The 22,696-nt window shown below is 36.1% G+C and carries 16 protein-coding genes; 4 read left to right on the forward strand and 12 right to left on the reverse strand.

Annotated elements, in window-relative coordinates; genetic code table 11:
- Positions 1-890: 890 nt before the first annotated feature.
- Together ftcD and hutI are read right to left on the reverse strand one after the other, a co-directional pair.
- The gene (gene ftcD, locus ACXR6G_RS02045; RefSeq protein ID WP_458359735.1) at positions 891-2,591 is read right to left on the reverse strand and encodes a glutamate formimidoyltransferase; all 1,701 of its coding nucleotides are present in this window, start codon (positions 2,589-2,591) and stop codon (positions 891-893) included.
- 30 nt (positions 2,592-2,621) lie between these two features.
- On the reverse strand, positions 2,622-3,875 hold the full coding sequence (gene hutI, locus ACXR6G_RS02050; protein WP_458359736.1) for an imidazolonepropionase: 1,254 nt from the start codon (positions 3,873-3,875) through the stop codon (positions 2,622-2,624).
- A 100-nt stretch (positions 3,876-3,975) separates the two neighbouring features.
- On the opposite strand from hutI, the gene ACXR6G_RS02055 reads away from it, so the two are divergent.
- Positions 3,976-4,119: a hypothetical protein gene (locus ACXR6G_RS02055; protein ID WP_458359737.1), complete on the forward strand. Its 144-nt coding sequence runs from the start codon at positions 3,976-3,978 to the stop codon at positions 4,117-4,119.
- A gap of 75 nt (positions 4,120-4,194) precedes the next feature.
- Positions 4,195-5,790, forward strand: coding sequence for a YfcC family protein (locus ACXR6G_RS02060; RefSeq protein WP_458359738.1), 1,596 nt, complete (start codon positions 4,195-4,197; stop codon positions 5,788-5,790).
- 336 nt (positions 5,791-6,126) lie between these two features.
- On the opposite strand, the gene ACXR6G_RS02065 is transcribed toward ACXR6G_RS02060, so the two are convergent.
- The 3 genes from ACXR6G_RS02065 to ACXR6G_RS02075 form a co-directional block, all read right to left on the reverse strand.
- Positions 6,127-6,942: a hypothetical protein gene (locus ACXR6G_RS02065; RefSeq protein ID WP_458359739.1), complete on the reverse strand. Its 816-nt coding sequence runs from the start codon at positions 6,940-6,942 to the stop codon at positions 6,127-6,129.
- 116 nt (positions 6,943-7,058) lie between these two features.
- Positions 7,059-8,516 (reverse strand): SusD/RagB family nutrient-binding outer membrane lipoprotein, encoded by a 1,458-nt coding sequence (locus tag ACXR6G_RS02070; protein ID WP_458359740.1) that lies wholly within the window; start codon positions 8,514-8,516, stop codon positions 7,059-7,061.
- A gap of 19 nt (positions 8,517-8,535) precedes the next feature.
- Complete coding sequence (locus tag ACXR6G_RS02075) at positions 8,536-11,700, reverse strand: SusC/RagA family TonB-linked outer membrane protein (RefSeq protein WP_458359741.1); 3,165 nt, start codon at positions 11,698-11,700, stop codon at positions 8,536-8,538.
- Between the two features lie 642 nt (positions 11,701-12,342).
- On the opposite strand from ACXR6G_RS02075, the gene ACXR6G_RS02080 reads away from it, so the two are divergent.
- On the forward strand, positions 12,343-12,912 hold the full coding sequence (locus ACXR6G_RS02080; protein WP_458359958.1) for an AbgT family transporter: 570 nt from the start codon (positions 12,343-12,345) through the stop codon (positions 12,910-12,912).
- A 234-nt stretch (positions 12,913-13,146) separates the two neighbouring features.
- Here ACXR6G_RS02080 and ACXR6G_RS02085 read toward each other — a convergent pair whose 3' ends face one another.
- The 6 genes from ACXR6G_RS02085 to ACXR6G_RS02110 all read right to left on the reverse strand — a co-directional run bounded on the left by ACXR6G_RS02085 (position 13,147) and on the right by ACXR6G_RS02110 (position 20,635).
- Positions 13,147-13,908: a hypothetical protein gene (locus ACXR6G_RS02085; protein ID WP_458359742.1), complete on the reverse strand. Its 762-nt coding sequence runs from the start codon at positions 13,906-13,908 to the stop codon at positions 13,147-13,149.
- Positions 13,909-14,021: 113 nt separating this feature from the next.
- Positions 14,022-14,528 carry a lipid-binding protein gene (locus tag ACXR6G_RS02090; protein WP_458359743.1) on the reverse strand — a complete coding sequence of 169 codons (507 nt, stop codon included), beginning with the start codon at positions 14,526-14,528 and terminating at the stop codon, positions 14,022-14,024.
- 15 nt (positions 14,529-14,543) lie between these two features.
- Entirely contained in the window at positions 14,544-15,146 is a 603-nt protein-coding gene (locus tag ACXR6G_RS02095; RefSeq protein ID WP_458359744.1) for an immunoglobulin-like domain-containing protein, read from the reverse strand.
- Positions 15,147-15,163: 17 nt separating this feature from the next.
- Positions 15,164-16,672: a SusD/RagB family nutrient-binding outer membrane lipoprotein gene (locus ACXR6G_RS02100; RefSeq protein WP_458359745.1), complete on the reverse strand. Its 1,509-nt coding sequence runs from the start codon at positions 16,670-16,672 to the stop codon at positions 15,164-15,166.
- Between the two features lie 21 nt (positions 16,673-16,693).
- Positions 16,694-19,846 (reverse strand): SusC/RagA family TonB-linked outer membrane protein, encoded by a 3,153-nt coding sequence (locus tag ACXR6G_RS02105; protein WP_458359746.1) that lies wholly within the window; start codon positions 19,844-19,846, stop codon positions 16,694-16,696.
- A gap of 621 nt (positions 19,847-20,467) precedes the next feature.
- Positions 20,468-20,635: a DUF362 domain-containing protein gene (locus ACXR6G_RS02110; protein ID WP_458359747.1), complete on the reverse strand. Its 168-nt coding sequence runs from the start codon at positions 20,633-20,635 to the stop codon at positions 20,468-20,470.
- Between the two features lie 155 nt (positions 20,636-20,790).
- Here ACXR6G_RS02110 and zupT point away from each other — a divergent pair, with 155 nt between their 5' ends.
- Complete coding sequence (gene zupT / locus ACXR6G_RS02115) at positions 20,791-21,609, forward strand: zinc transporter ZupT (protein WP_458359748.1); 819 nt, start codon at positions 20,791-20,793, stop codon at positions 21,607-21,609.
- Between the two features lie 74 nt (positions 21,610-21,683).
- Here the strand turns inward: zupT and ACXR6G_RS02120 are convergent, their stop codons facing one another.
- The gene (locus ACXR6G_RS02120; RefSeq protein WP_458359749.1) at positions 21,684-22,478 is read right to left on the reverse strand and encodes a C40 family peptidase; all 795 of its coding nucleotides are present in this window, start codon (positions 22,476-22,478) and stop codon (positions 21,684-21,686) included.
- Positions 22,479-22,696 lie beyond the last annotated feature (218 nt).

Raw genomic sequence — 22,696 nt, forward strand, 5'->3', positions numbered from 1 at the left:
AAACAGCAAGCCGTTATCTCTACATGTACAGATCACGAATACTCTTGATTAGCTCATAAACAATTGAACAATAACCAACCCCCTTAAATATCCCCCTTTTATTGTTCCCGATCATTTGGGATCAATAGCTTTTCACGCTTAATCATATCTTTACATGCATGGCTTATAGTTATCGAAATATGACAAGATGAAATTGTAATATAACAACAGCTGCCCCAGACTTGTAATCTGGTATTGAGGAATTGGCGATTTGTAATCGCCTAAATTGCAAAAGGGGGGATCATAGATCCCCAACTGAAACCTGCAGATAAGATATCTACAGGAGCTGGTCTTGCTTAGAGGCAGAACATGACGGGTGAAAATTTATTTAAACCGCTGCTGCTCCAGATTTTCAATCTGGAGTTAAGGAGTTGGCGATTTTCAATCGCCTAAGCTGAAAAGGGGATTATAAATCCCTAACTCGAAACCTGCAGATAAGATATCTACAAGAGCAGGAGATTGAGGGTCTCACTCTTTTTGTGATCCCGAATACTCGGGACCAATAAATAGTAATATTAGTCATACCCTGAGATGCACGGCTTGTTTAGATTCAGAGCATGACGTGTTAAGTCTGATGCGAGGCTTGCGTTAAGGATTGCAGCGGTTAGCCCACAGCAATTTATTTGCGAGGACTATGAGCGGAAAGCCTGCCTTTAGACTCCGCTCAAGGAGCGTAATAACGCCCAAATAAATATTAAAACCACCTCACCCTCACCCGCTTGGGTACTTCTCCTACCCTTCGACTCCGCTCTGGGACCAAGAGGAGAAATTATTAACTACATGCTTGACAAAACAAAAAGCCCCGATAGGCTTGAACCTATCGGGGCTAATAAAATATAGTGTGGTTTGCTTTAGATCTTAGCGTTTACCATAGCAACAATCTCGTTTTCAAGAGCTACAGCCTTGTCAACAATAGCTTGTCCTTTTGCAAGGGTGTCAGCAGCCCAAGCTTTATCAGCTAGATCGGCGGCGTTAATCTTCACATTCATGAAAGCACCTAATACGCCCGAACGAGCAGCTAATGCACCTACGCCAGCATCTGTAATTGAATTCGGGTTTCCGACTTCAGCCATAGCTTTACATACGTCCATGCAACCCAAACACAATTCCATAGTTTGGAAAGGAACCATAGTCGCAAATTTCGTTGCTTCTTCCATTGCCTCAGTACGTGCCGCTTTTTCAGCATCGGTAGCTTTAGGTAAACGGATAGCATCCATAATTTTGTTGAAGGCATTGGTATCTTCGTCAACTAACCAATTTAGCTTAGTATGGTAGAATTTACCTTTCTCAGCCCAATCAGAAAACTCTTCCCAACGATCGTCCCATCCTGGCTTGTGAGCCGAAAGGTTAGCAACCATTGAACCAAGAGCAGCACCCATAGCACCCATATAAGCAGAGATAGATCCTCCACCTGGAGCCATAGATTCTGAAGCAGTTTCTTCAACAAAAGCAGTTAGGCTCATGTCAACTAATTTCTTAGCACCTTTCGCAGCTTCGTTCTCAAGAATATACTCGATGATTTTCTTGTCAGCCTCGAATGGGTAAAGCTCGTCTAATCCTAAAGATTTAACGGCGATTTTGATGATTTCACGATCAGCAATACCAGTAGAACGGCCTTGCATACGTAAGTAATGCTTACCAGCATCTAACATAGCTTGCAATGGCACAACACCTACTAATTCAGAACCCGTAACACGGATACCACGAGCTTGAGCCTTAGCACAAACTTCGTCGAATGCTTTGTGAATAGAAGTGATAGATATATCAGTCATATTCATAGAAATTTGAGCTACGCCAAACTCCTCGATGAACCAACCAATTGCTTTAGTCGCTTTTAATGTTCCTGGCTCCATTACTGGCTTACCGTTCTCATCTTTTACGATTTTACCTGTTGATGGATTTCCTTCACGCACAGTACGACCTCTTTCGCGAACGTCGAATGCAATTGCATTGGCACGACGTGTAGAAGTTGTATTTAGGTTGAAGTTATAAGCTACTAAGAAGTTACGAGCACTTACTGCAGTAACTCCTGATTTAGCAACAGCTTCAGTAAACTCAGCTGGTCCGAAATCTGGTTTCCAACGCTCAGTTCCAATACGATCTTTTACTGCTTCGTACTCACCGGCACGACATACAGCTAAATTCTTACGCTCTTCGATACGTGCAGCATTCTCGTAGCAATATACAGGAATGTTCAACTCAGTACCGATACGCTCAGCCAATTTGTGTGCATACTTAACTGTTTCTTCCATTGTGATGTTCGCAACAGGAACCAATGGACAAACGTCAGTTGCACCGAAACGTGGGTGAGCACCAGAATGCTTACTCATATCGATTAACTCAGATGCCTTTTTGATAGCACGACAAGCTGCTTCCAAAACCTCATTAGGTGTTCCAACCATAGTTACAACTGTACGGTTAGTCGCTTTACCTGGATCAACATCAACAAGGCTTACACCTTCTACAGATTCAATTTCGTCAGTAATCTGCTTAATGATAGTCATGTCGTTCCCTTCAGAGAAATTAGGAACACATTCGATTAATTGTTTCATTGTATATTGTATTTAAATATTCTATAATTCTTAAAGTACTTGTCCATTAAGGATAACCGTATCGACCAAGTTGCTACCATATGCATATGGCATAAATTCGATTGAAGGAATTTCCTTTGTGATAAATACGTTGGCAATTTTACCACGAGCAATACTTCCTACCTCATCTTCTACACCCATTGCGTAAGCCGAGTTAATAGTAGTCGCATTAATCGCTTCCTGTGGCAACATTTTGTAATTAATACAAGCCAATGACAAAACGAATTTCATGTTTCCTGATGGAGATGATCCTGGGTTAAAGTCAGAAGCCAAAGCAACTGGTAGACCTGCATCCATCATTTTACGAACTGGTGAACACACCATATTTAGGAAGAAAGCTGCACCTGGCAATACCGTTGGCATAGTCTCCGATCCTTTTAAAGCTTCAATTTCAGCATCGCCTACAAACTCAAGGTGATCAACTGAAAGCGCATTATACTTCACTCCCACTTGAATACCGCCTGAATAATCCAATTCATTTGCATGAATTTTTGCACGCATACCGTGTTTCATACCTGCATTCAAAATACGATCAGTCTCTTCAACTGTAAAGAATCCTTTATCGCAGAATACATCGATATAATCAGCCAAATCTTCAGCTGCTACCATAGGAATCATTTCACTGATCACCATATCGACATACTCAGCCTGACGGCCTTTGTAATCAGCAGGAACGGCGTGAGCACCCAAGAAGCTTGATTTAATTATAAGCGGCGTTGTTTCCTTTAATCGCTTGATGACACGAAGCATTTTCAATTCATCCTCTACAGTTAAACCGTATCCAGATTTAATCTCTACAGCTCCTGTTCCCATTCCGATAATCTCGTGAAGACGCTCCATTGCAGATTCGTAAAGCTCCTCTTCAGTAGCCTCGTGCATACGCTTAGCGGAATTCAAAATTCCTCCACCACGTTTAGCAATCTCCTCGTATGATAAACCTTTGATCTTATCGGTGTACTCAATCTCACGAGATCCGGCATAAACCAAATGCGTATGTGAATCACAGAAAGATGGGAAGACCATACGACCTGTCGCATCGATTTCTTGCATCACATCAGCACCTTCTACCTCATCAAAATTTGGCAAAGTAGACATAGCACCGAAGTCTTCAATCTTACCTTCGTTAATTAATAAAAAGGCATTGTCAATACAGTTTAGCTTAGCCATATCAGCTCCAGCTACCCACTTTCTTGGTTCTTCTTCAACCTGAACCAGTTGTTTTATATTCTTAATAAGTAGTTTCATTCTAATAGTATTCAATTATTAATTAGTGATTAACGACTGGCAACGATAAGTTACAAATCGACAATTGTTAATTGTAAATTGCTTTGCAAAATTAGGAAAAATGAAACAATATCACCCCCCTAATAGAACTAAAAATCATGAGAATGCAAACCTTTTCGATAACATACAAAAGCGTACTGATTATCTAGTCAATATTGGCGGTATTCCATGGAATGTTTCTATTTTTACAGCTCAAATTTATTAGACCTGAAATGTGGAATTATCAACGGGCTTAATCAAGCTCACTTTTCACATCTCTAATCTCAAATCTTTATAGAATATGTTTAAAAAAGTACCTCACACTTATGTCATAGTGTTTGCTATTGTGATTCTATCAGCCATCTTAACTTGGATTATTCCAGGAGGTGAATACGATAGAACAGTCGTAAATGTTAACGGCACCGATCGCTCAGTCATTGTTCAAGATTCCTACCATCAAGTGGATAATAGTGGACAAAGCTGGGAAGTATTCTCTTCATTTTTCAAAGGCTTTGTCGATAAAGCCGATATCATCATGTTTATTCTGATAATTGGTGGTGCCTTTTGGATTATGAATGCCAGTAAATCAATCGATGTGGGGATCTATTCCTTTTTGGAGTTTACTAAAAAGCTCGAAAAGAACAAGTTCATTCGGAAAATAGGCGTCAACAACATTATACTGACCTTAATTATGCTCATATTCTCCGTCTTTGGAGCCACCTTCGGTATGAGTGAAGAAACCATTGCCTTTACCATCATTTTTGTACCCATGGCTATTAAAATGGGATACGATTCAATTGTGGGTGTTGCTATTTGTTTTGTTGCTGCTGGTTTAGGTTTTGCTGGAGCACTATTGAATCCGTTTACCATTGGTATTGCACAAGGCTTATCAAATCTTCCTTTGTTCTCAGGTATTGAGTATCGACTATTCTGTTGGTTTGTGATTAATATCATTGGCTTCACATTTATCTTGCGTTACGCAGCTAAAGTTCGTAAGAATCCTGAAAGTTCATTGGTTTATACAGATGATCACTATTGGAGAAAGCATCATGCTTCAGATGTTGAAAATATTGAATACCATACGCCTCTTTCTGCTTGGGTAACCTATATTATTCTTTTAGTTACAATGCTAACTTTCTCATTCTATTACCCACAAAGCACCTTAAAAATTGGTAACTCGGAAACGACTACTTACGTCCTTCCTTTCGTTACTGCCTTATTTGCTCTATTTGGGTTTATGTCTTTACGTAAATCTGTTCATTTCTTTATCCTCAACCTTCTACTATTCACCATCATTTACCTAATTGTTGGTGTTATGGGGTACGGTTGGTATATCATGGAGATCTCTACTCTATTTTTTGCCATGGGTATTTTCTCAGGTATCGCTTATAGTAGTTCGGCTAACGATATCACCAAATTGTTCCTTGAGGGTGTTAGTGATATTCTTTCAGCTGCAATGATTGTTGGTTTGGCTGGAGGTATTCTAATCGTATTGGAAGAAGGACAAATTATTGATTCCATTCTTTACTATATCTCTCAATCGATGAATGATTTTGGTAAGATAGCTTCTGTTGGTATGATGTACATTATTCAAAATATCATCAATGTTATTATTCCATCAGGATCTGCAAAAGCAGCTTTAACCATGCCAATGATGTCACAATTCTCCGATCTAATTGGTGTATCACGTCAGGCTACAGTAATGGCTTTCCAGTTTGGTGATGGTTTCACGAATATGATTACCCCAACTTCAGGTGTTCTTATCGGTGTACTTGGTGTTGCTAAAATCCCTTACGACAAGTGGGTAAAGTGGCTTGGGAAATTTATGATAGTCCTTATTCTTTTAGGATTCCTACTTTTAATTCCTACAGTTACCATGGAGTTGAATGGGTTTTAACAACAAACTCTAAACGAATTAATAAAGACGAAACTGGATGTATTTCCGTTTCGTCTTTTTTCATCTCAGGACATGTTGACAGATATTAAATTTGCCACCAGCTTCCTTCATATTAACGCTATCAAGCCTTTCTGGCATTCTTCACACAATGAACGGCATTAGTTTGAGTTAATGATTAATAACTACATCCACCTACGGGCTTGCTCCGTATGGATATTGGCCTAAACCAGAACACAAAAAAGAGAGTGCCCATTTTGGGGACACCCTCTTAATAACTTATTAATACGAAGAAATACTAATGATTATTTATTTCGTATAATTATATAACTGTCAAGACTATTGAGGAGTTAACACAAGATCCCATTCATCACCCCAAGCATCGGCCACTCCGTGAAGTGTAATAACACCAGTAACTTCATCTACAGAACCAGTTCCAGAAATAGGTGAACCATAAGGTCCACTAGTATTTATGTAAGATAAATCTCCACAAACATCTTTTATCATACCCGGCTGATCTCCACTTAACCCATACATATCATACCAATAAGTATCCAAGCCGCCTGAAAAATCAGATATAATATATTCACCATTTACAGCTGTAGCTGCAAAAGTAACGGTGGTAGTGAAATCAACAGCTGGATTCTCTTCAGGACTTGGTCCAGGATCAGTGGAAGTACCATTTGCCACGCAAGTATATGCTCCATCGAGACTAGAAGCACACGCAACAGTTGCATTTAGAATTTTATTAGAGAAAGTTGTAATACCGTCCATATTTTCAACTATTAGTTGAAAACTAAAAACATCACCCAACACAAGATCATTAATATTAACACCCAAAACAGCAGCTACCTCTGAAACAGTTAATTTTACAGTTACAGGAATGCTGGTATAAGGGGGGAGAATAGCCGTATTGTCATTATAACCAACTTTAACAAAAATCTTACTCACTTCCGTTGGAAATTCAGCCGTAACCTTAAATTCCACAAAAGCATTATCCAAATCAGACAACTCAAAGAAAGAAGATGTTATAGACTCAATTATTGGGCTGACAGCAACCCCTCTTTGAACAACTAAGTTATCATTTATATCATCGCAAGCCCCAAAGAACAGACCAAACACGACGATTAGTCTTATAATTTTATATATTTTCATGAGATTCAAATTTTATGGATTTGTCATATGGAAGTCGCCAAATAATCATATTCTTGTTTAAAGAAGTATGACACATAGTTCGTTTCATTGATTTTATTTTTCATTATAAATTCAAACTATCGTGAACCACCTGCCCACCATACATTTTCGGTATACACATAACTTCCATCACCATAAACGTCACGAACATTAACATTTGTAGTAACATCATCAGATCCATATGTAAAACGCAATGGAAACCTAGAGTTATTCAATGGATTGTCCAATTGAATAAAATCTTCACCCATTGCTTTTAATCTGCGGATATCGTTATACGCTTCAACAGATTCTTCCTCGAAGAAGGCTAGGTATTTCTGAACCATAATTTCTTTCAGGGTAGAAGCTTGATCAAGAAGAATTGGCTCAACATTATCAGCGTAATAGGTATCGGCTTCTGCAGCAGAAAGATCGATATTGGATTTGGCGAATGCAGCTGTAATTGCAGCTTTTAAAGCTATTTTAGCATTTGGTAGATCATTTTTTCTAGCATATGCTTCAGCTTTAAGGAATTCAATCTCATGATAACTTAAGAAATAAGTTGGAGCAGTGAGAGAACTAATCGCTGAAATTCCATATTTACCCTGCTCCTGACTAGGCGTTCCATTCGGTGCAAACTCCAGGGTTCCCCCTTCATCGTATGGCTTGAAGAAAACAGCATCCCTCGGATCATTTCGCGCTACCAATTTGTTATGCAAACTTGTACTTGCACCAAAATAGTCTCTATCCAAAAAGAATTGCTGAAATGGACTTTTAGATGAAGTTCCATTGTAATTAAATTGACTTTGTTCAGACGCGTTGCTAAAGGAATTGTCAGCAAAGGAGATAACATTGTCATAATTTGGAGATCGTAAAGATAATCTCATCGTATATCTTGCTTTTAATCCATAGCCAAATTTGATCCAACTATCAATACTATCCTCATCGCCATCATAAATAAAGTCCTGACCTCCTAAAAAAGGGAAGGTTGATTCTTTTCCCAAATTTACAATCGCATCATCCAAAAACTTAAAGATAGCCGCATATATAGATTCTTGAGAATCCACTACCGGAGTAAAAATAACGCCAGGCTGGAGAGCCTCTGTCCATGGCACATCACCCATCAAATCCGTAAGAATAGCTAGATTATAGGCTGATAATATTTGGGCAATACCCAAATTGTAGAAATTTCCTTCCTCACTTCCTCCTTCAGAACATTTATTAATGATATCCCTAAGATTCAATAGATTTGTATACATCGAGATCCAAGAATTATTATAGGATGTACTGCTAGTAGGCTCATTGTTTCTAATCTCGGCATTGTACATTTGATTAAACGAACCAACATTATGCTCAATATAACACGAAGAATAAAAAGATAGATCACTACCTGTTACGCTAAATGCAGAACTTGTCATCACATCAGTAATGATCAGATTTGAAGCCACATTTGCAGGATCATTAACGTTCTTGTTGATATCATCCATCAGATCTTCAGAACAAGAACTAAATGTAATTGCAATTAAAGCAATCACAATACTATAAATATATTTTTTCATACTGTTCATAAATTAATGATTAGAATTTAACATCGACACTAAATCCAAAACTTGTCGTTTGAGGTAGTGAAAAACGCTCGAAACCACCAGCCATATTGTTATTACCTTGAGAAGACTCTGGATCAAAATTATCCAACTCAGTCCATAGTAAAATATTCCGAACAAAAGTTGTAACAGTAACGTCTACTTTAGGAATCATTGTTTTAGGTAGATTATACTTTAATGATAATTCTCTAAGTTTAATAAAGGAGTTCCCATGAATATAATATTCATCAATATTTGACAATACATCTGAAAATAAGGTTTGAGTAGCATTCGAATCACCAGCGCCTCCTCTTGCTATATCATTTTTAGATCCATCAGCTTTATAACCATCAAAAATAAAGGTCGATTCACGATCCTCTGTTCGTTCAGACATACCATATAAATCTAATAAACCATTAGATCCTGAATACATCTGTCCACCATCTTTCCATTCAAAAGTGGCACTTAGTGACCAATTTTTATAAATAAAATTAGTTGATCCACCCACTATGAAATCAGGAGATACAGATCCAATCACACCTGGTTCACCTGACATTGGCATACCATAATCAGCAGCGTTAGGATCTTCATTAACTAAGATCTGTCCTAAATCATTTTTACTGTATTGAGAACCATAAATTACAGGATAAGTTGCACCTATACCTGCTCTTACTTGAGGAGTTGTAAAACCACCTAAGAAAATACTCTCAACTCCAGGTGCCAGTTTATCAACAACATTTTCAATCCTCGAATAATTGAAACTCATATCCCAGGTAAAATCTTTTAGCGAAATTGGAGTTAGGTACAAGACAACTTCGTGTCCATCTGTATGAACTTCACCACCATTAGCAGTCAGACTTTCTGCTCCTGTTGAACCTGCCAAAGGAATCTCGAATATTTGATTCTCAACATTCTGCCTGGAATAAGTATAATCAATCCCAAATCGATTATTTTTGAATTTTAAATTTATACCTATCTCATACGACTTTGTATTCTGAGGCTTTAAATTAGGATCATACAATTCATCAAAGGGAATATATGAATTAACACCATCCAATGGATAAGTTATGGGTTCATCTGTCCAGAAACCACCTTCGTAGATTGGCTTTGTATAATAGTTCTGAAGAAATTCACCTGCCTGGCCTACCTCAGCATAAGATCCTCTGATCTTAGCAAAGGTGATCCATGTTACATCTTTAACAAACTGCAATTCGGAAGCAACAAAGCCTAAGGATACAGATGGATAAAAGAAGGAACGATTATCTCGTGGCATCGAGGAAGCTATATCATTACGTCCTGTCATATTTAAGAATAACATACTCTTCCATGATAAAGACATACTTGCAAATAAACCAAGTGTTCTATCTTTAAACTGTTCCTCAGTAGCTGTGACAATGTTTGCATTATCAACGTGATTCCATCCACCAAAATTAAACTCCTGACCAAATTGATCATAGGTTTTAATCTCGTTATGATTTAACTCATTACCCAAAATGATATTAAACTGAAGATCATCATTTATCTTCCAGTCTAGATTGGCTGTTACTAAAGAGTTATATGTTTGATCAGTGACACCATAATTATTAATAGAGCCTGCTCCCCCTTTACTACCAAAACCGAAAATGTCTTGATAATGGGTCGTATAAGAATCAATTCCCAGCTGATATTTAACTCTTAAATCAAGGCCGGTTCCTAGTGCTTTTTCATAGGTCACATAGGCGTTACCAAAAAAGCGATCTGTTTTCTCATTAAAAGTATTATTGTTCTGTAACCAATAGGGGTTATCAAAAGTAAGAGATCGATAATAAGTCTGATCATATGGATCTCCAACTACATGAGTTGGGTATCCTTTTAAATTATAACTACTTGGAGCCGACAAGACACCTGCCAATGAAGCATCGTTACCTCCGGATAGTTTATCAACTTCTGTTTTTGCATAGTTAGCTGAAAATCCAATAGTGAAATTTTCATTCAGCTTACTTTCAGCCATAGCTTTTCCATTCCAACGCTCCATGCCACTATTTAAAGCTATACCTTCTTGCTCTGTATAACCAATTCCAATTGAAAAATGTCCTTTCTCAGTAGCTTGACTAACATTGATTCCGGTAGTAGAAGTGGATCCCGTTTCAAAATAATCATCCCAGTTATTATAAACTTTAGGACTTACCCATGGATCAAAACCACCATCTTCCAATTGAGGAACTCTATACATTCCAGGATGGTCATTGGCATTGCCACCATTAGTAGGATCGTTTGGTAATTCAGAAATTTTAGATCCCCAGGATAATGATGTCGTTGGTCCATAAACACCAGAATTACCTTGAGCCCAAATTTTCTGATAATCAGGGGTTCTTGAAACCCAATCAAAACTAGTCGTTTGATTTAACGAAACAACAGGTACCCCTATAGCCCCACCTTTACCACTTTTAGTTGTAATAATAACAACACCATTTGAAGCGCGAAGCCCATATAAGGCGGCAGCGGCCTGTCCCTTCAGAACATTGATGCTTTCAATATCATTAGGATTTAAATCTAATGCTCTATTGGAGATATCCGCCCCCGTAACACTCTCTTCGGTATCATATGCAGCTGTACTTGCAATTGGCATTCCATCAACAACATACAGAGGTGTATTATTACCAGTAAATGAACGTGATCCTCTAATAACTATTTGAGAAGAAGCCCCTGGCATACCACTAGAAAGCTTAATATCAATACCAGAAACTTTACCTTGAAGAGCTTTCGCAAGATCAGGCGAACCTGTCTTCATCAACTCTTCCGATTTTACCTCTTGAACAGAGTATCCAAGAGCTTTCTTAGATCTTTTAATACCGAGTGCAGTTACAATAACTTCATCCATACCAAATGATTCAATTTCGAGTACAACATTAATTACAGCTTTATCGCCAACAGCAATTTCCTGCGAAACCATACCTACAAAGCTAAACACCAAGATGTCTGATGCTTTAGCTTCCAAAACATACTTTCCATTAATATCGCTACTGGCACCCACTGTAGTACCTTTAACAACAACAGATACTCCAGGCATTCCCAACCCATCATCTGCACTGGTAATCGTACCAGTGATGGGCTTTGTTTGTGCATTAACAATTTGAAATGTTAACATGAAAACACAAACAACTAAGGTCAGTTTTTTCATAAAATGATTTTTTAGTTAATATAAACATGTGCTCAATGAAGATATAATTTAACTAATAAATTCAAACTTTAAAAATATTTATTACCTTACAAAACCTTACCACTCAACCAATTAAGAAGCCTGCTGACTATAATTATTTATCTATAATTTAATATGTTGTGAATAAATACAACATAATAAAACGCTTAATATGAAAAGCAAAATGACAACCATTTCAACTAATAGAGAAATATTCCTTTATTTATAGCTATTACAATACCTTAATATCCTTTTAATCATCAAATAACATACAATAAGCATATTCGGATACTATAAAATTCACATTTATAATTATCTTAAACACTTCAGAATCAAACAGCCTATTAAATCCAGTTATTATTTTTTAAGTCAGGTTCATCCCCAAATGTTCAAATAAGAACGAAAGCCATATCATTTCTTTATTAAAACCAATATTCACAATATGACTTTTGGCAAAAAAACACATAAAATACAAGAGATATTCCGTACTCAAGTGTTGTAACCTTATTTCTTTATTCTGATTTTATTAATGTTCCTTCTGGCTTTAATTGCGTTTAGTATGGGGTCTATATGCAATTTTATTGAAGCGGGTGTTTTTAACCTGTAGCTTATACCAATTTCAATATTCTTTTTAGGTTTACGGCAAAAATGGCCATTTCCTCAAGTATCGCCTATAGTAAATCAGCCAACGATATCACCAAACTACTCCTTGAGAGTATTAGTGATATTCTATCGGCTGCACTAATTGTTGGTTTGGCTGGAGGTATTCTTATTGTGCTTGAAGAAGGACAGATCATTGATTCTAACCTATTCTATATTTCAAAATCGATGAATGATTTTGGTAAGATCACCTCTGTTGGTATGATGTACATTATTCAAAACTTCATCAATGTTATTATTCCATCAGGATCTGCTAAGGCAGCTTTAACAATGCCAATGATGTCGCAATTCTCAGATCTAATTGGTGTATCAAGACAAGCTACTGTTATGGCATTCCAGTTTGGTGATGATTTTACCAATATAATTACGCCAACCTCTGGTGTTTTGATTGGTTTACTTGGAATTGCTAAAATCCCAGACGACAAGTGGGTAAAATGGCTTGAGAAATTTATGGTAGTCCTTATTCTTTTAGAATTTCTAATTCTGGCTATAAAACTGAATGTCTATCAATTAAGCATTCTTAAAAAACAATAAAAAATTCTGCTAAACTAATTATTAGTTCAGAATCTATTCTAACCTTGTTATACTAACAAAAGGTAATGAAGCCTTCTCGGATTAGAAACAGGAAACAAATTGTTTTTATAAGATTTATATATTGAATTACGTTAAGGGGTAAATATCATTGCACAATGCTTCAGATTTCATCCAAATTAAGCAGATATCACCTCAATAGCTATACATCAAACTGCTTGAAGTAGCGAAAGAAAATTAAAGATCTAATTTCTCTTCATTTATAAATTTCACCAATTCTATAAGAAATGCTTTTTTCTTCGGTTTCACTTTTCTCAGCCTACAAAACATTTCTATTTCCTTATTATTTTTAAATTGTTTCTTGAATTTACCTTTACTTTTCTCAAGCTTTATAAGATTGTCATCAACAAACAAATAGAAGTATTCTTGTTGAATAATCTTATCATCTCTACTACCCGAATTGGTAATAATATTAAAATCCGAACGCTCCACCTTAACTTTATGCTGGCAAAGTAAAGAATACTTATCATCCACAATTACTTGATAAAATCCATTAGTAGCAGATTTAACAATATTTTCAGTAACAAAAATTTCTTCTCTTTCTTTCAAGAAAATACGCTTGATACGATAAGTTGGCAATACCAATGTATCTTCCTTCGTTTTTATTTCTAAAACATTATTACTTAAATCTATCCTGGTGTTTATATCACGCAAAACAATGCTGTCATTCATTAAGTAGATATCAGTTTCGGCCCAATCATCATCCAAATAAAAAGAACCTAATAGTTGCTTTTGGTAGGCTATTTCATTGATTTTTGATGTTTTACTTGCACCTCTAGAAAAAGGGGCAACTAAAGATCCTCCTACAACAATAACCTTTTCTTGAGAAGAAAGGGATAAAGCAGATATAAAGAAAATAAGAGCCAGAAAAACTCTAGGAAAGAATAAAATTGATTTTGATAATTGAAAAAACAGTTCTGAAGTAGGTTTTGATTTCATCACAATTATTTTAAATAAAAAACACATCATAAGTTAATCAGAATAATTGAAGAAGAATAAAAAAAGAGCCGAATCATAAAATCCAGCTCTTTAATTACCAAGGCATTATAGAATTATTCGTGTTCATCCTCAAGGAAACCAGTTCTTCTTACACCAGAAACAGTCCACACACGTGGAGCATCATTAGAATAAGCAACTTCCATATAAATACTATCTGAAACATTACCTGCAGCAGTAACACCACCACCAGGAATAACTTTACCATTAGTAATCGTAACAGTAATGCCATCATACACTTCATCAGAATCAGTTGCAGAGAAAGTAAGAGCTTCTGAATTAGCATCTACTAGAGCTTTCATCCACCAGAAATTCTGATGATCATCAATCCATAATTTATTACCTTCGTTTTTAGCATCGTTATATAAAGAGACTTTAGTGTAACCAAAATCAAAGACATCTACACCATCTACTTTATAGGTAACATACCACTCTCCGGCAAGCATTTCCCCTAAAGGAGAAACATATTCGGTAGAATAATCTTCGATTGTATCGTTCGGATCACAGGCGACTATAGAGCTCACCATAACCAACAAAACAATAATATATTTAAATTTCATCATAATAAGATTTTAAGGTTATTGATATTCGAAATTATAAGCAAACCCCTGTGGATTTACAACAATAGCATATTCCTTTGCAGCAGGATCATATGTAGCATCTACACTAGTAACACCAAATATAAAATTCTGAGGTATTACAATCATAGTATCTCCATCCATTGTAAAATACATTGGAAATGTTCCTCCAAATGCAAAGTCTGTACAAAAGAAAATATTTGTTGTCCCATCGACTAAAGAGATAGTCGCTTTTCTTTCATTTCTTCCTATGTCCTGAATATCACCTGTAACATCAGTTGGAATTACTGATGGATCATAAACAACAACAGTTTGTGAAGACGCTGCGCTAAAGCCATCAGAATTAACAGCTGAATAATCAACGATGTATACACCTACTGTATTAACATCTGCTGATCCTGAGATTATGACCTCAACCTCTGTTTCACCTTCAAAAGCAGTTGCCGAAGGCGTAAATGCCTCACCTAATGAGCGAACAACAAATTCTTCAAACTCAATGGTAGCATATGTTGTAACAGTACTTATATCTTCTGAATCTTTGTCGCAAGAAACAGCGCAAAAAAATACGGTCAGAAGAAAACTATATAATAATATTTTTTTCATAATAATAATATCTTTAATTATTTAGACCACCAAACTTTCTCAGTAACAGGAACTACAGTTGGAGTATTCGGGTTACGGTTAATTTCTGTATCAGGGAAAACCAATCGCTTAGGAAATAAACCACCCGTAACACCTTCTAAAGAGTATGTAAATTGACCCGCTACATAAGCATCATCATCACCAGGAACAGGACTCACTTGAGGATAACCTGTTCTGTTTTGTTCAAAGAAAGCCTCTAAGGAGTGAGAACCTGCACATGAAACCCATTTTTGAACAATAATTGCTTCAATCATGTTCTCAAGACTTCCAGCAGTTGGGAACTCATACTTACCACCAGGAGCAATAAAAGGACTTGCATCAAAAATTAGATCACCATAGTTATCTGGATCAAAGCCGAATTGATTAAATGCAGCAGTTACACCAGCATCATACATTGCTTTTGCATCACCAGCTACACCATAACGTACAATTGCTTCAGCTTGCATAAAATAAGATTCAGCAGCTGAAATAAAACGTACTGGCTCTAAAGCAGATTGTTTCGTTACAGAAGGTTTGTCAGGGTCAATTTCAGTAGAAGAAGCACCATATTGACCTTGATATAAGGCAAATTGGCCTTCACTACCCGGCGTGAAAAGAGCAGCTAAACGAGCATCGTCAGAAGTTGACTTTAAATAAGACATTAGAGTATTACTTGCACGTAAATTAGTTGCAACATTAAGTTGGCGGAAATTGTACTCGTAAAGAGGATTACTCTTATCGGGTGCATCTTCAAACTGAGTCATAGCAGCATCTTGTCCTAAGAACCCAATACCATTAGCAAAAACAGATTCAACACCAGTTTGTCCAGCTGAAGGATCAGCATTCACCATTCTTAAATACATTTTCAATTTCAATGTATTCGCAAATTTTTTCCATAATGTCAAATTACCACTAAAAAGTAGATCAGTTTTACCAGGAACAGAATTGGTTATTGCATCAAAATCCTTTGTTAAAGCATTATCAATTGAAGCAATTAGCTTACCATATACTGTTTTTCCATCTTCGTAAGCTGGAGCCAAATTATTATCTCCAAGGAAAGCCTCATCGTAAGGCACCTGATCGTACAGATCGACCATTACCTGATAATTATAAGCTTTCATTACAGTACCCATTAGGTAGAAAATCCAATTCTCTGTTTCCTCTGCACTATTAATTACAAAGGTATAATCATTTAAAGCTCCTGAAAACATTTCAGTAAACGAACCATTAAACCTACTTGAATTAACATTATACTGGTCAATTAATTTATATTGATTGGCCGCATTGGATTGAGCCCAAAACTGTGCCCACATACCACCAACAATAGCATATTCACCACCAATACGTGCAGCTGAAGATGCAATAGCAGCAGGAAAAACTAATTCAGGAGTTCCTTGCTCCACAGGAGCATTATTGGGGTCGATATTGACTTCCAAATAATCCTTTTCACAGCCCCACAATGCAGATAACATTACTAGGCCTAAAATATATATTGATATTTTTTTCATCTTATAAATTTTATTGGTTTATTAAAATTGAGCTTTAAGAGAAAGACCGAAGCTTCTTACCGATGGTCCTCCACCAAATTCACCAAACTCACTTCTCAAATCATTACCGAAAGTTGAACCTTCCGGGTCAATAAAATTATTCCCTTTTGGAGTCCACAAGAATAGGTTTCTTCCATAAGCAGTTAAAGCCAACTGAGTAAAAGGCGTTTTCTTCAACATAGCTTCATTGAAACTATAAGATAGTGTTAGATCTCTCATTTTTACGTAAGTTTTGTCTAACACGTGCTCACGAGACATCGAAGGATTGTTAGTTTGATTCCAATACTCATTAATGTGCTGCTTATCAACTGCAGTCGTATTTTCAGAGAAAGTTCCATCAGTATTCTCAATTACAGAACCAGGAACTATAAAAGGATTTCTACCGTTATAAGTTGTCTTAGTCGCATTACCCACAAAGTAATTCAAACGAGAAGTATAAGAATACATTAAACCACCTTGACGGTAATCAAATGAGAATCCTAAATTCCAGTTCTTGTACTTAAAGTTATTACTAAGACCCATTTGGAAATCACTTTCTGCATTTCCATATACTTCTTTTTCACCTTCTAAAGGAATACCAGTAGATTCATTTACGATGATATTGCCATTAGGATCTTTCTTGGCAGTATGTCCTTTAAATACACCGATAGGCTGACCAACAACAGCATTAAATTCAATTCCGAATGCTGAATAAATCTCGACCTTATCTAGTCCATCAGGTAACTCAAGAACTTTATTTCTATTGTTGGAGAATGTCCAATTTAAATCCCAGGTAAAATCAGGAGTTTTAACAGGAACTAAAGTAACTTGAAGTTCAATACCTTTATTTTCAACCTTACCGAAGTTTACAACCTTAGAAGTAAAACCTGAGGTTGCAGCAACGTCAACGGCAAGAATCTGTCCATCCGTTTCTTTACTATAGTATGCAAAGTCAATACCAATTCTACTATTAAAGAAACGAGCATCAAGACCAAATTCCCACTCTGTAGTGATCTCTGGTTCTAAAGCTGGATTACCTAATTGGTTAGCAATTTCGAAACCAGAAACACCCTTAAGAGGAAATATCAAATTACCAAATCCGCCTGCAGCATTACCTGCAACTAGTGTATTAAAGATATTATATGGATCTGCATCATTACCTGTCTTACCCCAAGAACCTCTAACCTTCGCAAAAGTTATTGTCTTTGATTTTAAAGACTCAATAGCATCTGATAAAATAAAGCCTAAACTTACACCAGGATAGAAAAATGAGTTGTTATCTGAAGGTAAAGTAGAAGACCAGTCATTTCTAGCAACCAATGTCAAGAACAAGTAGTTTCTGAATGCAAGGTCAGCTTGTGCATAAACTCCATACAAACGCTTGTCTTGGTAAAAGGTTTCAGTTGTTGGAGGATTAGGACTATTCGATAGTGAATAGAAATTAGGGATGGTCAACTCTTCAATAGAACTCGTTTGACGCCTGAAATTATTTTGAGTTACATTCCAACCGGCAAGAGCATTCAAATTAATATCCTCATTAAGATCTTTTTTGTATTTCAAAATCACATCAGCATTAAGCTCTCTTGAATGTCGGGACTCTTCTAGTACTCCACCAACATCAGGAGCACGGCTAAAGTTCGGACTACCTGCTTTAGGACGACCAATGGCCTGCCAGTCTTGCAAATATGAATTCGTGACATCAGTACCAATACGAGCTGTAGCAGATAATTCTGATGTAAATTCATAATCTAAAGCAATATTACCATAAATTCTATCAGAAGTAAATTCATTACCATTTTCGTTCAATACGAAATAAGGATTCTGTGCATAAGGCGTATAAAAATTATCAACATTATAGAACTTGTTATTGTAATCTTTCATATCAACAATACTGACATCTCTAGGAATCTGAATAATCTCCTGAAATAGAGTTGCTCCTGTACTTGATCCTTGTCCTGTAGCAACAGCCTTCGCATTCTTACGAACATAGTTCATAGAAGTTGTAGCCACAAACTTATTGAATGTCGTAGAGCCTTTAAAACTGATTGCATTTCTCTTATATGAGTCTGCATCAGTTGGAACGATACCATCAGCATCAACATTATTATAAGAAAGTAGATAAGAAGCCTTTTCGCTACCACCACTAATCGTAACTGACTGATTTAAGGTTGTTCCCAAGTCATAAAAATCTCTCAAGTTATTCTTTTGAGCTTTGAAAGGCTTAAGTAATTGCTGGTTATCAACAACGTTTCCCCATGGACGAATTTCGCCATCCAATCTAGGTCCCCATGAACCATTTTCCTCAGAAGCAAAATGTCCACTCCAACCTTGACCGAAATCATTCTGCAATTGAGGCAATCTCAATGGAGTACTTATGTCGAAAGAACCTGAGTAACTGACTTTCAGTTTACCAGCTTTACCTGACTTAGTAGTGATCATGATCACACCATTAGCAGCTCTAGAACCATAAAGAGCAGTTGCCGAAGCACCTTTCAAAATAGTTACAGACTCAATATTATCAGGATTAATATCATTCGCATTATTACCAAAGTCAGTCGAACGATTTGCTCCAATTTCACCTGTACGTCTATTATCAACAGGAGTTCCGTCAACAACATATAAAGGTTGGTTACTACCTGTTATTGAAGAATAACCACGCAAAATAACTTTAGTAGAAGCTCCAGGAGAACCAGAAGCAGAAGAAATTTGAACACCAGCAACCTTACCTTGAATACCACCGAGTGCACTCATTGGTGCTGCCTTTGTTAATTCTTCACTATTTACAGATGTTGCTGCATATCCCAAACTCTTTTGAGATCTGGAAACACCAATTGCAGTTACAATAACCTCATCCATTCCAATAGATTCAGTTTCCATAACAACATTAATTACAGATTGGCTACCTACAGTCTTTTCCTGTGCAACCATACCCACAAATCTAAATACCAGTATATCTGAAGCTTGAGCTTCTATAATATACTTCCCGTCAATATCGGTACTAGAACCGACTGTTGTACCTTTAATAACAACAGATACACCAGGCATGCCTAAGCCGTCATCTGCACTGGTAACTGTACCAGTAATTTGCTTTGTTTGTGCATTAACAACGTTTATTATTAATAGGAAAGCACAAACAAGAGAGGTCAGTTTTTTCATAGATTAATTTTTAGTTAATTAATAACTTGTGATTATCAAGCATATAAATTAACAAATAAAATCATCTTTTAAAAACATTTAACACATCTCAAATCACTATTATTCAGCCTATTACACATATTAAAATTACATGTTCATTTTGGAATAATTAAATATGTATTGTGATTTTATGATCATAAGCACAACAACGGATAAACACATCTACTTATCTGTTATTGCCGTTTCTTGCAACAAGCCCTTATCTATAGGCGATTCAATAAACAACACCCTATTAATCAGCATATTCCATTTCTCGTTCTTAAAAACGTCATAGTAAAAATTATAATATACAGCTTATAGTCAAACAGATACAATTAACAGACTATACTTTATTTTGTCACAACTCTTTAATTCTTTCTGTTTTCGAACAAAAATTGCTTCAAACAGCTAAACTTTCACAAAACAGCACCCACCAAATCAGAATGTAAAGCTCGATAAATATTGGATAGCCAAAGACACATATAATCACAATCACTGATATTTTGTTTAATTATAAGATATATAAACGCCAGTGAAATCCAGATGCAAAAAGAGGACATTCATAATTGAACATCCTCTTTTTAGTATTTTATGAAAAAAATATTAAATCTCAGAAATAGCATCTACAGGGCAAACCTCTGCACAAGCAGCACAGTCAATACAATCATCTGAATTAACAACAAATATATCTCCGGCCGAAATAGCGTCGACCGGGCATTCATTCATACAAGAACCACATGCAATACATTCATTTGAGATAAAATAAGTCATAGTAGAATCATTAGATTAAACGTTCATCGATAATTATAGTAAATTTAAAACATGATTTTTTCATTTACAAAAAAATAAATCACCTTATTAAGATTTGTTCTTAATAATTCTATCTTTGTATTTCAAAAAACAATAAAAAAAACAAAACAAGCTATATGGAATTTGATTTTGACACAGTTGCTTTTGCATTTGGGCTCACACTTTTTGCAGGACTTTCTACCGGTATTGGTAGTGCTATTGCTTTCTTTGCAAAGCGAACAAATACTAAGTTTTTATCCTTATCACTAGGTTTCTCTGCTGGAGTAATGATCTACGTCTCTTTTGTCGAAATTTTACAAAAAGCAAAAGATGCCTTAGTTGGTGCGCACGGAGAAGTAAACGGAACCATTTACACCGTTTTATCCTTTTTCGGGGGAATTCTTTTTATAGCCATCATCGATAGAATGATACCTTCATATGAGAATCCTCACGAAGTCAAAAAAATTGAAGATCTTGATGAGAAAAAATTAAAAGATAAAAAATTAATGAGAATGGGAATGTTTTCAGCATTAGCTATTGGCATCCACAACTTTCCTGAGGGGTTAGCAACATTTGCTGCAGCCTTGACAGATCCTAGTATTGCCATTCCTATTGCAGTGGCTATTGCGATTCACAATATTCCTGAAGGAATCGCAGTATCAGTCCCAATATTTTATGCAACAGGTAGTAGAAAAAAAGCATTTTTGTATTCCTTTCTATCTGGTTTAGCTGAACCTATTGGCGCATTGATCGGTTTCGCACTTATTTATTCCTTTTTGGGATTGAATGATACCATCTTTGGTACTCTATTTGGTGGTGTTGCGGGTATTATGGTCTTTATTTCACTGGACGAACTTCTACCAACAGCCGAAGAATATGGCGAACACCATATTGCAATTTACGGTCTGATAGCTGGAATGGCAGTTATGGCTGCTAGCTTACTACTTTTTTTATAAGAGCTTCCAATATAAAAATTAATAAGGCCACTATTCGAGGAATAGTGGCCTTATTAGTATATCATATATTCATATTAAATAATAATCCTTTTTATCACTCTAAGCTTATGTGAATATTGCTGGGTATCGACATTAAAAATTCCGATGTGATCCACATTATCAATTCTTACTTTCCCTGAGGCATGTATAATTTTGTGCCTGTCCCAAATAATACCAACATGGGTTATAGCACCGTTTGCATTATCAAAAAAGGCTAAATCTCCTGGTAAGGCTTCTTCTACAAAAGTCAATACTTCACCTTCTTTTACTTGCTGACTAGCATCGCGAGGTAAGCCAATACCATTTAACTTGTATACGATTTGGCTTAAACCAGAACAATCAATACCATAAGGTGTACGTCCTCCCCACAAATAAGGTGCATTAAAATACTTCAATGCAGATTCAATTATAGAATCTCTAAGCTCTTCAGACTTTTTGCCATTAGATGACACAACACCTTGATAATGGTAAAGCTTATCTGCCAATAAAAAAGTTTTTTTATCCAAATTACAAAATGGGAATGAACTCCCAGGAACAATAAGCTTATTTGAATAATCCTTTTCCTGAAAGACTAAATTGAAAGTATCATTTGCCACAACCGGAAAGTCCTTATTCAACTTATTAAAAAGATCCTCTTCGATATTTGTAATCATCAGACTATCTACCCAACCTTCATAGCTATCAAAAGCTAATTTAACTTTCGTCCATTTTTCAGTAGACTCTGTTATCTCAAAATGCTCGCCAAAAAGAATTTGACTTACCATTTCGCTTTTTTCAGTTGGTTCACTTCGAACAGGAATAATACTTAAATCAGAAATGCCATAGGTCATTTGCAATACAAGTTTAAGAAACAGATTAATACTAAAATCATTTTATTGAACGTAATTGTATCAAATATATAAATAAATCAAATGAATTACTCCCTTTTTTCCCATAAGCTTAATATTAATGCAAAAAGAGGCAATAAGGCCTTATTTTAAAGGATAATGATTACTTTTATCTGAACATTTTGATTATAATCTCAGGTTAAAGACAGACTCCAATCTAT

The organism is Ancylomarina sp. YFZ004, from assembly GCF_054254355.1.